This window comes from Rahnella sp. JUb53, from assembly GCF_004346065.1.
GTDB lineage: Bacteria > Pseudomonadota > Gammaproteobacteria > Enterobacterales > Enterobacteriaceae > Rahnella > Rahnella variigena.
In genome coordinates, this window is sequence record NZ_SLYT01000005.1 from 16377 (window position 1) to 29744 (window position 13368).

General features: G+C 52.0%; 15 protein-coding genes. 7 read left to right on the forward strand and 8 right to left on the reverse strand.

Going from position 1 to position 13368, the window contains the following annotated elements; all coding sequences use genetic code 11:
- Positions 1-124: 124 nt before the first annotated feature.
- Together EC840_RS13160 and aspA are read right to left on the reverse strand one after the other, a co-directional pair.
- Positions 125-1426, reverse strand: coding sequence for an anaerobic C4-dicarboxylate transporter (locus EC840_RS13160; protein ID WP_113877072.1), 1302 nt, complete (start codon positions 1424-1426; stop codon positions 125-127).
- A gap of 153 nt (positions 1427-1579) precedes the next feature.
- A complete protein-coding gene (gene aspA, locus EC840_RS13165) occupies positions 1580-3016 on the reverse strand; it encodes an aspartate ammonia-lyase (RefSeq protein ID WP_112289751.1) in 1437 nt (478 codons plus the stop codon).
- Between the two features lie 386 nt (positions 3017-3402).
- Here aspA and EC840_RS13170 point away from each other — a divergent pair, with 386 nt between their 5' ends.
- The 4 genes from EC840_RS13170 to EC840_RS13185 all read left to right on the forward strand — a co-directional run bounded on the left by EC840_RS13170 (position 3403) and on the right by EC840_RS13185 (position 6748).
- Entirely contained in the window at positions 3403-3894 is a 492-nt protein-coding gene (locus EC840_RS13170) for an FxsA family protein (RefSeq protein WP_014333639.1), read from the forward strand.
- Between the two features lie 214 nt (positions 3895-4108).
- Positions 4109-4402: a co-chaperone GroES gene (locus tag EC840_RS13175; RefSeq protein ID WP_009636718.1), complete on the forward strand. Its 294-nt coding sequence runs from the start codon at positions 4109-4111 to the stop codon at positions 4400-4402.
- 53 nt (positions 4403-4455) lie between these two features.
- Positions 4456-6102 carry a chaperonin GroEL gene (gene groL / locus EC840_RS13180; RefSeq protein WP_112289754.1) on the forward strand — a complete coding sequence of 549 codons (1647 nt, stop codon included), beginning with the start codon at positions 4456-4458 and terminating at the stop codon, positions 6100-6102.
- 301 nt (positions 6103-6403) lie between these two features.
- Positions 6404-6748: a DUF4156 domain-containing protein gene (locus tag EC840_RS13185; RefSeq protein ID WP_014333641.1), complete on the forward strand. Its 345-nt coding sequence runs from the start codon at positions 6404-6406 to the stop codon at positions 6746-6748.
- A 209-nt stretch (positions 6749-6957) separates the two neighbouring features.
- Here EC840_RS13185 and epmB read toward each other — a convergent pair whose 3' ends face one another.
- On the reverse strand, positions 6958-7986 hold the full coding sequence (gene epmB / locus EC840_RS13190; protein WP_132965687.1) for an EF-P beta-lysylation protein EpmB: 1029 nt from the start codon (positions 7984-7986) through the stop codon (positions 6958-6960).
- Between the two features lie 38 nt (positions 7987-8024).
- On the opposite strand from epmB, the gene efp reads away from it, so the two are divergent.
- The 3 genes from efp (at position 8025) to EC840_RS13205 (ending at position 9070) form a co-directional block, all read left to right on the forward strand.
- Positions 8025-8591 carry an elongation factor P gene (efp, locus tag EC840_RS13195; RefSeq protein ID WP_013573742.1) on the forward strand — a complete coding sequence of 189 codons (567 nt, stop codon included), beginning with the start codon at positions 8025-8027 and terminating at the stop codon, positions 8589-8591.
- Positions 8592-8686: 95 nt separating this feature from the next.
- On the forward strand, positions 8687-8815 hold the full coding sequence (locus EC840_RS13200; RefSeq protein WP_013573743.1) for an entericidin A/B family lipoprotein: 129 nt from the start codon (positions 8687-8689) through the stop codon (positions 8813-8815).
- Between the two features lie 120 nt (positions 8816-8935).
- A complete protein-coding gene (locus EC840_RS13205) occupies positions 8936-9070 on the forward strand; it encodes an entericidin A/B family lipoprotein (protein ID WP_112289760.1) in 135 nt (44 codons plus the stop codon).
- An 84-nt stretch (positions 9071-9154) separates the two neighbouring features.
- Here the strand turns inward: EC840_RS13205 and blc are convergent, their stop codons facing one another.
- The 5 genes from blc to frdA form a co-directional block, all read right to left on the reverse strand.
- Positions 9155-9679, reverse strand: a complete 525-nt coding sequence (blc, locus tag EC840_RS13210) for an outer membrane lipoprotein Blc (RefSeq protein WP_132965689.1) — start codon at positions 9677-9679, stop codon at positions 9155-9157.
- Positions 9680-9802: 123 nt separating this feature from the next.
- Positions 9803-10162 carry a fumarate reductase subunit FrdD gene (gene frdD, locus EC840_RS13215; RefSeq protein WP_095923716.1) on the reverse strand — a complete coding sequence of 120 codons (360 nt, stop codon included), beginning with the start codon at positions 10160-10162 and terminating at the stop codon, positions 9803-9805.
- 9 nt (positions 10163-10171) lie between these two features.
- Positions 10172-10582, reverse strand: coding sequence for a fumarate reductase subunit FrdC (gene frdC / locus EC840_RS13220; RefSeq protein WP_129639347.1), 411 nt, complete (start codon positions 10580-10582; stop codon positions 10172-10174).
- An 11-nt stretch (positions 10583-10593) separates the two neighbouring features.
- A complete protein-coding gene (locus EC840_RS13225; protein WP_112289764.1) occupies positions 10594-11328 on the reverse strand; it encodes a succinate dehydrogenase/fumarate reductase iron-sulfur subunit in 735 nt (244 codons plus the stop codon).
- Positions 11321-13120 carry a fumarate reductase (quinol) flavoprotein subunit gene (frdA, locus tag EC840_RS13230; protein WP_113877076.1) on the reverse strand — a complete coding sequence of 600 codons (1800 nt, stop codon included), beginning with the start codon at positions 13118-13120 and terminating at the stop codon, positions 11321-11323. Before frdA ends, EC840_RS13225 begins: the two co-directional genes overlap by 8 nt.
- Positions 13121-13368 lie beyond the last annotated feature (248 nt).

The following is a 13368-nucleotide window of genomic DNA, read 5'->3' on the forward strand; positions in this document are numbered from 1 at the left end:
GCGCGTTAATGAAATACGAGTATACCCCGCACAATCGGTGAGCAGAAAGCCCTGCAGGTGCTGAACGTGGTCTGATGCGGGAAGAATGCAGAAACAACGGGGGCCTGAGCCCCCGGAAAAACTGTCAGAGAATAATACTGCCGAAGCCAAATCCGAAAAGTACCGACAGGAACACGCCGATGGTGCCCGGGATAAAGAACGGATGGTTGAAGACGAAGCGTCCGATGCGTGTGGTGCCGGTGTCATCCATCTGCACGGCTGCAACCAGCGTCGGGTATGTTGGCAGAATGAATAAACCGGAAACGGCAGCAAAAGAACCCACTGCGGTCAGTGGCGATACGCTCAGCGCCAGCGCCATCGGCAGCAGGGCTTTGGTGGTGGCAGCCTGTGAATACAACAGCGCAGAGCTGAAGAAGAAAATCACGGCCAGCAGCCACGGATGTGCCTGAATCAGGGTGCCTGCCGTTTCTTTGATCCAGCCGAGATTGGCCTGCACAAAAGTGTCACCCAGCCAGGCAACACCGAGAATACAAATACAGGCGCTCATGCCGGATTTAAAGGTGCTGGAGGACAGAATCGAATCCGTATCGATACGGCACAGCAGAGTAATCAACGTCGCGACGCTGAGCATGATAATCAGAATGGCGCTGTTAGTGGTCATCACCGGTTGTGCGACCCAGCCCAGACTCGGGCTGTTGATCACTGCGTATCCGACCACACCAAAAACGCCGAGCAGGAACAACAACACGGAGAGTTTTGCGCCAGGTTTGATTTCCAAGACCTTATCGCCACGCAGCTCAATCAGCCCTTCTTCATAACGTTTCAGGTAAACCGGATCGTTGGAAAGTTTGGAGTCAAAGCACCAGCTGACAATCAGCGACATCAGGATAACAGCGGCAAGCGTTGCCGGGATCATCACCATCAGCAGATGCAAATAACTGACGCCGTGGCCTTCCATGGTTGACGCCATATAAACAACGGCGGCAGAAATGGGGGATGCGGTAATCGCTATCTGCGCGGAAACGACGGCAGTCGAAAGCGGACGACAGGGTTTGATCCCCTGTTCTTTCGCCACTTCTGAAATCACGGGCAGGGCGGAAAGCGAGATGTTGCCGGTACCGGCCATAATCGTCAGGAAATAAGTGACGATGGGGGCGAGGATCGTAATGTGCTTAGGGTTACGGCGCAGCAGCTTTTCAGTTTGCTGCACCAGATAATCCATCCCGCCCGCCACCTGCATGGTTGAGATAGCCGCGATCACCGCCATGATGATGGAGATAACATCAAAAGGGATGGTACCCGGTTTGACGCCAATCAGCGCCAGCACCAGCACGCCCAGTCCTCCGGCGAATCCGATGCCGATACCGCCCAGGCGCGCGCCGAGGAAAATCGCTGCCAGTACAATAATAAGTTCGATGATTAGCATGGTTGTCCGTCCATAATCCTGCTACTCCTTAAGGGATTGATAATTAATAAGGAATTGATAATTAATTGTTATGTAATTGTTGTGTCGCAAAAAGTAAAAAGGCCCGTTATTCCGCAGAACAACGAGCCTTTAAAAGGTCAGTAATTTAATCTGTTACTGTTCATTTTCATCAGTATAGCGTTTCGCTTTGTAGGCCGGATGCTTCAGGTTCTCGATAGAGAAAATGTCGTCCAGCTCGGCTTCAGTCAGCAATCCGCGCTCAAGCACCACTTCTCTGACACTCTTGCCGGTTTCCGCACAGATCTTCCCGACTATATCGCCATTGTGGTGGCCGATGAACGGGTTGAGATAGGTGACGATACCGATAGAGTTGAAGACGTAGAACTCGCACACTTCTTTGTTGGCCGTAATGCCGTTGATGCATTTTTCCAGCAGATTGTAGCAGGCGTTCGTCAGGATATGCACTGACTCAAACATCGCCTGACCAATCACCGGTTCCATCACGTTCAGCTGTAACTGACCTGCTTCGGCGGCCATGGTGACGCATACGTCGTTACCAATGACTTTGAAGCACACCTGGTTCACCACTTCCGGGATAACCGGGTTAACTTTGGCTGGCATGATAGAAGAACCGGCCTGCAATTCTGGCAGATTGATTTCGTTCAGGCCAGCGCGCGGGCCGGAAGAGAGCAGGCGCAGGTCGTTACAGATTTTGGAAAGTTTAACCGCCAGACGTTTCAGTGAACTGTGAACCATCACGTAAGCGCCGCAGTCAGACGTCGCTTCGATCAGGTCTTCTGCCGGTACGCAAGCCAGATTGCTGACTTCAGCCAGTTTCTCTACTGCCAGCTGCTGATAACCTTCCGGTGTGTTCAGACGTGTACCGATCGCTGTCGCGCCGAGGTTCACTTCCAGCAGTAATTCGCCGGTGCGCATCAGGTTGCGGGTTTCTTCTTTGAGCAGCACGTTGAATGCGTGGAATTCCTGACCGAGGGTCATCGGAACCGCATCCTGCAACTGCGTGCGTCCCATTTTGATGATGTTTTCGAACTCTACCGCTTTACGCTCGAAACCGTCGCCCAGCTGAGAAATCGCATCAACCAGTTTCAGCAAAGAGGTGTACACGGCGATACGAAAACCGGTCGGGTAGGCATCATTGGTGGACTGGCATTTGTTCAGATGATCGTTTGGATTCAGGAACTGATAATCGCCTTTCTGGTGTCCCATCAGTTCCAGACCGATGTTCGCCAGTACTTCATTCGTGTTCATATTTACCGAGGTTCCCGCACCGCCCTGATAGACGTCGATAGGGAACTGGTCCATGCATTTGCCTTTATCAAGCACTTCATCGCACGCCTGAATAATGATGTCCGCAATATGACGTGGGATGGTGCGCAGCTCTTTATTGGCCAGAGCCGCCGCCTTTTTCACCATCACCATGCCACGAACAAACTCAGGGACATCGCTGATCTTGGTGTTGCTGATATAGAAGTTTTCAATCGCCCGCAGGGTGTGAATGCCGTAATAAGCTTCTGCCGGTACTTCGCGCGTGCCCAGCAGGTCTTCCTCGATACGAATGGTGTTTGACATGAGAACCTTCTCTTCGGTACTGAATGTGTTATGCGATGTTTAAAATTATGTTACTTGCCGTGTTAAATATAAAACGATCAACCTTTGTTTTGGCAACGAAGGCGATCATATGCTGCTTCAGGCGAATTGCACGTACTAAGATCACTATCCTGCCCTATTACTGTGCATGTTTTTGGTATCTGTGAGAATTCTCACAATTCATTCAGCGGCTCAATTAAATCAGGTCTGACGCTTGAAATCACTGTGATGTAGCACCATCTCAGTGTAGTCAGCCTGCATTTCTTTGAAAGTAAAGATCCTGAGCAGGCACTTATTCCTGGTTTCGATTGCCTCTGTGACCGTATTTTACGACAGAGTTTTCGGAGCCTAATTACAAGGAGAATGCGGTGCGCTGGTTACCGTTATTACTGTTATTTCTGCTGGCCTACATCGAAATCACCTTATTTATCAAGGTGGCTGCGGTGGTCGGTGTTGCCACAACATTATTGCTGGTGGTGTTTACTTCCTGCGTGGGTGTTTCTCTGGTGAAGAATCAGGGCATGAAAACCTTTATGCAGTTGCAGCAAAAGCTGGCGGTCGGGGAAAGCCCGGCAGCTGAAATGGTGAAAAGCGTTTCGCTGGTGATTGCCGGTTTCCTGTTGCTGGTACCGGGCTTCTTTACCGATTTCCTCGGCTTACTGCTGTTGTTACCGCCAATACAGAAACGCCTGACCTTAAAACTGATGCCGCACCTGAACATTGTCCGCTCTGGCGGCAACTGGGGGAGCAGCGCGCCGACAGGAAATACCTTTGACGGCGAGTTTCAGCGCACGGATGAAACGCAGGAACGTCTGGTTTCACCAAAAAAAGATGACGACACAGAGCACCGCGATCGCTAATCTCTGTGGCCTTGATTGTTAAAAGATTGTTGGGAAGCGCTACGAAAGCCGAATTTTAGCGGTCAGAGCAGCGAAAGAAAAAGCGAAAATTTTTCTGTTCTTCCCCTTGAAGGGCAGGGTATCGCCCCCATTAAACAAACCACGAGGCCAGGCAGGTTTTGCCAGGCATTCAACCCTAAAAATAGATATGGACCCGCTCACAGGAGAGTTATCAATGAAAATTCGTCCATTGCATGACCGCGTTATCGTCAAGCGTAAAGAAGTAGAATCTAAATCCGCTGGCGGCATCGTTCTGACTGGCTCAGCTGCTGGTAAATCTACCCGTGGCGAAATCCTGGCTGTCGGCCATGGTCGCATTCTGGAAAACGGTGAAGTTAAAGCGCTGGACGTGAAAGTTGGCGACATCGTCATTTTCAACGACGGTTACGGCGTTAAAGCTGAGAAGATCGACAATGAAGAAGTGTTGATCATGTCTGAGAGCGACATTCTGGCAATCGTAGAAGCCTGATCGTCCCCCGATCCACTTTTTTCTGAACAGAACGAATTTAAGGGAAATTAACAATGGCAGCTAAAGAAGTAAAATTCGGTAACGACGCCCGTGTGAAAATGCTGCGTGGCGTAAACATCCTTGCTGATGCAGTAAAAGTGACCCTGGGCCCTAAAGGCCGCAACGTGGTTTTGGACAAATCTTTCGGCGCACCAACCATCACTAAAGACGGCGTGTCCGTTGCACGTGAAATCGAACTGGAAGACAAGTTCGAAAACATGGGCGCACAGATGGTGAAAGAAGTCGCGTCCAAAGCGAACGATGCAGCGGGTGACGGTACGACTACCGCAACCGTTCTGGCACAAGCCATCATCACTGAAGGCCTGAAAGCTGTTGCCGCCGGTATGAACCCGATGGATCTGAAACGCGGTATCGACAAAGCTGTCGTTCATGCGGTTGAAGAACTGAAAAAATTATCTGTCCCTTGCGCTGACTCTAAAGCTATCGCACAGGTTGGTACCATCTCTGCTAACTCCGACGAAACTGTCGGCAAACTGATCGCTGAAGCGATGGAAAAAGTAGGCAAAGAAGGCGTCATCACTGTTGAAGAAGGTACCGGCCTGCAAGACGAGCTGGACGTTGTTGAAGGTATGCAATTCGACCGCGGTTACCTGTCTCCATACTTCATCAACAAACCAGAAACCGGTTCTGTTGAACTTGAAAGCCCGTTCATCCTGCTGGCTGACAAGAAAATTTCTAACATCCGCGAAATGCTGCCAGTACTGGAAGCCGTTGCGAAAGCCGGTAAACCACTGCTGATCATTGCTGAAGACGTTGAAGGCGAAGCCCTGGCGACCCTGGTAGTGAACACCATGCGTGGCATCGTGAAAGTGGCTGCGGTTAAAGCACCAGGCTTCGGCGACCGTCGTAAAGCTATGCTGCAGGACATCGCCACTCTGACCGGCGGTACCGTTATCTCTGAAGAGATCGGTCTGGAACTGGAAAAAGCGACTCTGGAAGATATGGGTCAGGCGAAACGTGTTGTTATCAACAAAGACACCACCATCATCATCGATGGCGTTGGCGAAGAAGCAACTATTCAGGGCCGTGTTTCTCAGATCCGTCAGCAGATCGAAGAAGCGACTTCTGATTACGACCGCGAAAAACTGCAAGAGCGTGTGGCTAAACTGGCAGGCGGCGTAGCTGTTCTGAAAGTTGGCGCAGCGACTGAAGTTGAAATGAAAGAGAAGAAAGCTCGCGTTGAAGATGCCCTGCACGCAACCCGTGCTGCGGTAGAAGAAGGCGTAGTTGCTGGTGGTGGTGTTGCGCTGATCCGCGTTGCTCACACTCTGGCTAACCTGACCGGCGACAACGACGACCAGAACGTGGGTATCCGCGTTGCTCTGCGCGCAATGGAATCTCCACTGCGTCAGATCGTTGTGAACGCAGGTGAGGAAGCTTCTGTTATCGCCAACAAAGTGAAAGCGGGCGAAGGCAGCTTCGGCTACAACGCTTACACCGAAGAATACGGCGACATGATCGCAATGGGTATCCTGGATCCAACTAAAGTAACCCGTTCTGCTCTGCAGTACGCGTCTTCTGTAGCTGGCCTGATGATCACCACTGAGTGCATGATTACCGACCTGCCTAAAGACGATAAAGTCGATATGGGCGGCGCTGGCGGTATGGGTGGCATGGGCGGTATGGGCGGCATGATGTAATCATCATCCCCCTGCGTTCATCCGCAGGTACGCGAAATCAGCGGACATTTTTGTTCACTGACACAACGTACTGAAGAAACCCGGTCTGAAAAGGCCGGGTTTTTTTATTTGACCATTTTTTATCGGGTTCAGTAAGATAACTCTCATTGTCGTCGGCCATTAACGTGTAGACTCATTTTTGCGTGATTTTCGGATTGATTCCGATAGCGCAAACCTTGGGCATACGTGGCAACGGATGCCTAAGAGAGCCAGGTGTTTTCTGATAGGCTTTATGTGATTACAAAAACAAATGGGGAAAGTGATGCGGATTAAAATGTTACTGGGCCTGTCAGCTATCGCGCTGCTTGCCGGGTGCAGTACCACTCATCAACTGGATGCAGCGGGCCAGCAGGTGAAATTCACGGATGACAAACCAGGCGCAAATTGTCAGCTGCTTGGCGAAGTCACCGGTGCCCAAAGCAACTGGTTCTCCGGTACCGGCGGTGACGGTAGCTCCATGCGTGGTGCAGCCAATGACCTGCGTAACAAAGCGGCAGCCATGGGCGGCAACACCATCTATGGTGCCAACAGCCCGTCACAGAACTTCCTGTCCAGCTTTGCACCGGTTGACAGCAAAATGGTCGGTCAGGTTTATAAGTGCCCATAGTCGGGCTGTACGCCGTTTAATTGCGTGAATGCCAGATAGAATAAAGGGATGCCAGTGGCATCCCTTTTTGCGTTCCCCCTTCATATCTCAAGCCGCCGGTGCGTTGGCTACGTTCAGTCACCCGAATCACTTACCTGAGTAAGCTCATTGGGACTCCATCACTTGCCGCCTTCCCGCAACTTGATTTATTTTGGGGTAAGAAATGCGTGTTAAGACTGCTTCAGCCGCAGATCCAGAATGGTTTTACTCGGCTCGCCGCCAATCTCGCGGGTCAGCTTCGGTACCATATAACCAGACACCTTACTCATCAGCCCTTTCATGATGACGCGCGCTTCGTCGTCGTTGACCATGAAATGCGCCGCGCCCTGGACTTTATCCAGCACGTGGATGTAGTAAGGCAGAATACCGGCATCAAACAGCGCATTGCTCAGTGTCGCCAGCACATCAGCAGAATCATTCACGCCACGCAGCAGCACACTTTGGTTAAGCAGCGTCACGCCGTGGTGTTTCAGCTTCGCCATGCTGGTGCGCAGCGCATCATCAATTTCATTGGCGTGATTGATATGCGTCACCATCAGCACCTGAAGGCGTGATTTTTCAAGGCGCTGGCAAAAGGTATCCGTGATACGTGCAGGGATCACTACCGGCAGACGCGTATGAATACGCAAGCGTTTAATGTGTGCGATGCCTTCCAGTTCACCGATCAGCCAGTCGAGTTCGTGATCTTTAGCCATCAGCGGATCACCGCCGGAGAAAATAATTTCATCGAGTTCGGGGCGTGTGCGGATATAATCCAGCGCCTGAACCCAGTTGGCCTTATTTCCCTGGTTGTCCTGATACGGGAAATGACGACGGAAACAGTAGCGGCAATTCACCGCACATCCGCCTTTCACCAGTAACAGGGCACGATTGCTATACTTGTGCAACAGACCCGGAACAACGCTGCGTTGTTCATCAAGCGGGTCGGTGGTAAAGCCCGGCGCGGCGATAAATTCCTCGCGTGCGGTCAATACCTGAAGCAATAAAGGATCCTGTGGATCGCCCGGCTGCATACGTGCCACAAAGGCGCGGGGTACGCGAAGCGGGAACAAACGACGGGCTTCACGCCCACTTTGCAGTTCTGCATTGTCGTTAAGTGCCAGAAGAGTAAGCAGTTCATCCGGGTCAGTGATAACATCGCCGAGTTGATACAACCAATCTTCTCTAAATGGCGTGTTTAGGGTTACAATGTTTGCCATTTTTTTGGCTAATACCAGTTTAAAATTAGAGGGCCATCATGGCGACTTATTCTAGCAACGATTTCCGTCCGGGTCTTAAAATCATGTTCGAGGGCGAGCCTTACGCTATCGAATCCAGTGAATTCGTAAAACCAGGCAAAGGCCAGGCTTTCGCACGCGTTAAAATGCGTCGTCTGCTGACCGGTTCCCGTGTAGAAAAAACATTCAAATCTACTGACTCATGCGAAGGCGCTGACGTTGTAGATACCAACATGAACTACCTGTACAACGATGGTGAGTTCTACCACTTCATGCACCCTGAGACTTTCGAACAGCATCAGGTTGAAGAGAAAACCGTTTCTGACGCCTCTAAATGGCTCCAGGACAACGCAGAATGTATCGTAACTCTGTGGGATGGTCGTCCTATCGCGGTTCAGCCACCGAACTTCATCGAAGCTGAAGTCGTTGATACTGACCCGGGCCTGAAAGGTGATACCGCTGGTACCGGCGGCAAGCCAGCAACCCTGAGCACCGGCGCTGTGGTCAAAGTGCCATTATTCGTGCAGATCGGCGAAATCGTCCGTTGTGACACCCGCTCTGGCGAATACGTTTCCCGCGTTAAATAAGTTCTCAACGCTTATTACGTCGGATGAAAGCTGCCGCAGGTGAAAGCCTGTCGCAGCTTTCCAGTCCCAACTTGTTGAATTGGATTGTGTTTACCATGTTGAAGAAGATGATGTTTATCGTAGTTTCAGTGATGTTGCTGGCTTCGTTATCCGGCTGCAACACGGTTCATGGTTTCGGTGAAGACATCCAGCATCTGGGTGGCGCGATTTCCAAAGCAGGCTGATCCCTTCAGCCTCATTTTTACCAACTTTCCTAAAAATCCTGCCTGTTTCCTTCTCTATCCAGAAAGTTAGCTACACTAAAAGTGTCGTACTTTACATTCTCTTATAGGAAGGAAATTTATATGCTGAAGAAAAGTATCCTCGCTGTCTTATCTGTTCTTGTTCTGTCTTCTGCGTTGACTGCCTGCAATACCACGCGTGGCGTGGGTGAAGATGTGTCTGCGGGTGGGCAAGCAATCCAGAAAAGCGCGCAATAGCGGGTGAATCACCTGAAGTAAGCTGAAGTCTGCCTGCACATTGATGCAGGCAGTGTTGTTTCTGGCGTCCGGAAATGAGGTAAATTAAGGCTGTTTCACCCATACCAGTTTGCTGGTATCAAATCCGTATCGCTGCGCAGTTTGCAGAAGCTTCTGCTTCACGCTTTCATCCAGTGTCGGTGTGCGCGACAGGATCCACAAATAGCTTTTATCCGGCCCGCAGACCAGCGCGTAGCGGTAATCTTTATCCAGCTCAATGACGTTATAGCCGCCATAGAACGGGCCAAAGAATGACACCTTAAGCGCCGCCCGGTCCGCAGAACCCGTGAAGTATCCTTTGCCCTCGCTTTCCTGCCATTTGTTTTTCTGCGGATTAAACCCGCGGTTAATGACTTTCACACCGCCGTCGTCGCGCAGGCTGTAATTGGCCGTGACGCGTTCCAGCCCGCTTTCAAAACTATGATCCAGTCTGGCGACTTCATACCAGGTGCCAAGATAGCGGCTGAGTTCGAAGTTATTAACGACGTTGACGTCTTTTGGTGGTGTGACGCTACAGGCCACAGACATGAGTGCTGTGACGATGACGCCGAGTTTTGACCAGATACGCATAGAGTCTCCTTCCTTAGGTTGTTCTCTAAGTGTAGGTAACAAAAAGGAAAAGGAAAAACAAGTGGGGAAGAAACGAAAACAGCGGCCAGAGAGCCGGCCGCTGGAAAGTCAGATCTTAAGGGATCACAGACGGATCAGTACGATAAGAGTAACAATACTTAAGATCGTTGCCAGACCGTAGAATACCCATTTTCCGGCCGGAACGTGGATCTTCAGGTCATGCATAGCGTGATGGATCCGGTGCAGTCCGCACCAAAGCGGCAGCACGATCATCAGCAGCAGGAACAGGCGTCCGATCCAGCTCTGCGCGAACGCCAGCACACGCGGATAACTCAGGGCGTCGCCGGGGAAGAAACCCAGCGGCAGCAGGAAGCACACCAGCAGAATCATCACTGGCGCGAAAATTGCGCTCCACATACCGCCTGCCCCAAACAATCCCCAGAACACCGGCTCGTCTGAACGTTTAGGAAGAGTATTTTTCATGTCGCCTCCTTAAAGAAACAGTGCGATGACGAGAACAACCAGCGTCACGACAATGGTCACGCCCCAGAAACCCGCAATCACCGGCTCCGGCCCCATTTTTTTACCTTTCACCACCACGATCGAGGCTTTCGGTGCCAGTTCAAACCAGGTTTTGGTATGCAATAAAGCGGCAAACAGGGCGATCAGATTAATCAGCATGACCACCGGATTTTGCAGAAAATGCACAAAACCCGCCCAGCTTTCCGGCCCGTTACGTAACGAGAAAACCCCTGCCAGCAGCAAAAGGCTAAACCATACAGCCGGAACCGCCGTGCCTTCGCGCAGCATATAAAAACGGTAGAAAGGTAAGCTTTTCCACCAGCTGGCTTTCATCTCACGTACGTAGGGTTTGCGTTTGCTGCCCGTACTTTGAGTCGTCATATTTTCTTCCCTCATTGCGGTCTGAGCCTCGCTATCATGAAGTCTTTTGAGCTTTCGACTTTGCCTTGCTGAATGGCGGCGGCAGGGTCGACGTGCTTCGGACAGACTTCGGAGCAATAACCGACAAACGTACAGCTCCAGACACCGTTCTGACCGTTTAACTGCGGCATACGTTGTGCTTTGCCGTGGTCACGGTTATCGAGGTTATAGCGGTGCGCCAGCGTGATAGCGGCCGGGCCAATGAACTCCGGATTCAGACCGAATTGCGGGCAGGCGGCGTAACATAAACCACAGTTGATGCAGCCGGAGAACTGGTGATATTTCTCCATTTGCGCCGGGGTTTGTTTACCTGGGCCTTCCCCGACCGTGCGGGTGTTGCCGATGATATAAGGTTTGATGGCTTCCAGGCTTTCGATAAAGTGGGTCATATCGACCACCAGATCACGTTCTACTGGGAAGTTACCGAGTGCCTCGACCTGCATACCGTCCGGGTATTCCCGCAGGAACGTTTTGCACGCCAGCTTTGGCACACGGTTCACCATCATGCCGCACGAGCCGCAAATCGCCATACGACACGACCAACGGTAGGAAAGGTCAGCGGCCAGATGGTCCTTGATGTAGCCCAGAGCATCGAGCAGAGACGTTGTTTCATCGAAAGGCACGTCATACACCACCGGATGCGGCGCGCTGTCCGTTTCCGGGTTATAGCGCATGATTTCAACCTTCAGGCTGCGCATTTTAGCCACGTGATTGCTCCTTATCTTTTTTATCGTGAGTCTCAGATTCCCCGCCGTACACACGTTTGGCCGGAGGCAGCGTGGTAATTTTCACGTCGCCGTATTCCAGACGCGGGGCGGAATCCGGCTGATAAAATGCCAGGGTATGCTTGAGGAAATTCACGTCATCGCGTTCGGTACAACCTTCATCAAGACGCTGATGCGCGCCGCGTGATTCGCGACGATGCAGGGCGGAGTGCGCCATACATTCAGCCACTTCAAGGCCATGACCCAGCTCGATGGTGTACAGCAGATCAGTATTAAAGACGCTGGAGGTATCCTGAATTTTCACCCGTTTGAAGCGTTCTTTCAGTTCGGCCAGCTTATCGACGGTTTTTTGCATCAGCTCAGTGGTGCGGTAAATCCCGCAGCCTTCTTCCATCGCCAGACCCATTTCGTCCCGGATGGCTGCCCAGCTTTCATCGCCTTCCTGCGCCATCAGTGCGGCAAGACGGTTTTCGATATCACGTACCTGCGCGTCGAGTGCGGCGCTGTTCCCGGTATCTTTGGCTTCCACGGCACGCTCTGCCGCTTTTTCACCGGCCATACGCCCGAACACCACCAGCTCTGCCAGTGAGTTGGAACCGAGTCGGTTGGCGCCGTGCAGACCGACGGAAGAACATTCGCCGACCGCAAACAGGCCTTTGATACGGGTTTCACACTGCGCATCCGTTTCGATGCCGCCCATGGTGTAGTGCGCGGTAGGGCGAACCGGGATCGGATCGGTGATCGGATCGACGCCGACGTAGGCTTTAGCCAGCTCGCAGATAAATGGCAGACGTTCGCGCAGTTTTTTCTCGCCGAGATGACGTAAATCCAGATACACCACGTCGCCACGCGGCGTTTCGATGGTGCGTCCGGCGCGCCATTCATGCCAGAACGCCTGAGACACTTTGTCGCGAGGCCCCAGTTCCATGTATTTGTTTTTCGGCTCGCCGAGCGGGGTTTCCGGTCCCATGCCGTAATCTTGCAGATAACGGTAACCGTCTTTATTGACCAGAATACCGCCTTCACCACGACAGCCTTCCGTCATCAGAATGCCGGAACCCGGCAGGCCGGTCGGGTGATATTGCACGAATTCCATGTCGCGCAGCGGAATGCCGTGGCGGAACGCCATGCCCATGCCGTCGCCGGTGACGATACCGCCGTTGGTGTTGTAGCGGTAAACGCGGCCTGCGCCGCCGGTGGCCATGACCACCGCGTTGGCACGGATTTGTACGCGTGTGCCTTCCATCATATTGATGGCGACGACGCCGCGTACCTGGCCTTCATCGACCAGTATATCGAGAACGAAATGTTCGTCGAAGCGTTTGATTTGCGGGTATTTCAGGGAAGTCTGGAACAGGGTGTGCAGCATGTGGAAGCCGGTTTTATCCGCCGCAAACCACGTACGTTCGATTTTCATTCCGCCGAAGCGGCGGACATTGACTGAACCATCATCCTTACGGCTCCACGGGCAACCCCACAGTTCGAGCTGGGCCATTTCAGTCGGGCATTGATGAACGAAGTGATCCACCACGTCCTGCTCACACAGCCAGTCGCCTCCGGAAACGGTATCCTGGAAGTGAAAATCGAAGCTGTCGTGATCTTGCGTCACAGCGGCAGAACCGCCTTCGGCCGCCACGGTGTGGCTGCGCATAGGGTACACTTTCGAAATCAACGCGATATTCAGGTTGGGATTGGCTTCCGCTGCGGCTATTGCTGCGCGTAAACCCGCCCCACCTGCACCTATAATTGCAATGTCGGCGTTAAAGGTTTGCACTGCATTCCTCCACTATCATCAATGAGATCGGGTTTGAAACACCCGCGAAAAGCTCTTCATAATCGAAGAGTTAGTGAACCCCGATGACACACAGGCGCTGTCCCGGTGGCTGGTATTCTTATTGTTTGTAAGGGAATTATGATACCAAAGGGGTAGAAGTGGTAATTTGATGTGAACGCGCATTTAGGCTTTCTGTGCTTTACGCAACGCAAAATGAGATATTTGTTTGCCTGCGGGGATGCAGGTAG

What these genes read in the sequence shown, in the direction of transcription:
- EC840_RS13160 (WP_113877072.1), bottom strand. Translation starts at nt 1,426, where the DNA reads ATGCTAATCATCGAACTTATTATTGTACTGGCAGCGATTTTCCTCGGC.
- aspA (WP_112289751.1), bottom strand. Translation starts at nt 3,016, where the DNA reads ATGTCAAACACCATTCGTATCGAGGAAGACCTGCTGGGCACGCGCGAA.
- EC840_RS13175 (WP_009636718.1), top strand. Translation starts at nt 4,109, where the DNA reads ATGAAAATTCGTCCATTGCATGACCGCGTTATCGTCAAGCGTAAAGAA.
- groL (WP_112289754.1), top strand. Translation starts at nt 4,456, where the DNA reads ATGGCAGCTAAAGAAGTAAAATTCGGTAACGACGCCCGTGTGAAAATG.
- EC840_RS13185 (WP_014333641.1), top strand. Translation starts at nt 6,404, where the DNA reads ATGCGGATTAAAATGTTACTGGGCCTGTCAGCTATCGCGCTGCTTGCC.
- epmB (WP_132965687.1), bottom strand. Translation starts at nt 7,986, where the DNA reads ATGGCAAACATTGTAACCCTAAACACGCCATTTAGAGAAGATTGGTTG.
- efp (WP_013573742.1), top strand. Translation starts at nt 8,025, where the DNA reads ATGGCGACTTATTCTAGCAACGATTTCCGTCCGGGTCTTAAAATCATG.
- EC840_RS13200 (WP_013573743.1), top strand. Translation starts at nt 8,687, where the DNA reads ATGTTGAAGAAGATGATGTTTATCGTAGTTTCAGTGATGTTGCTGGCT.
- EC840_RS13205 (WP_112289760.1), top strand. Translation starts at nt 8,936, where the DNA reads ATGCTGAAGAAAAGTATCCTCGCTGTCTTATCTGTTCTTGTTCTGTCT.
- blc (WP_132965689.1), bottom strand. Translation starts at nt 9,679, where the DNA reads ATGCGTATCTGGTCAAAACTCGGCGTCATCGTCACAGCACTCATGTCT.
- frdD (WP_095923716.1), bottom strand. Translation starts at nt 10,162, where the DNA reads ATGAAAAATACTCTTCCTAAACGTTCAGACGAGCCGGTGTTCTGGGGA.
- frdC (WP_129639347.1), bottom strand. Translation starts at nt 10,582, where the DNA reads ATGACGACTCAAAGTACGGGCAGCAAACGCAAACCCTACGTACGTGAG.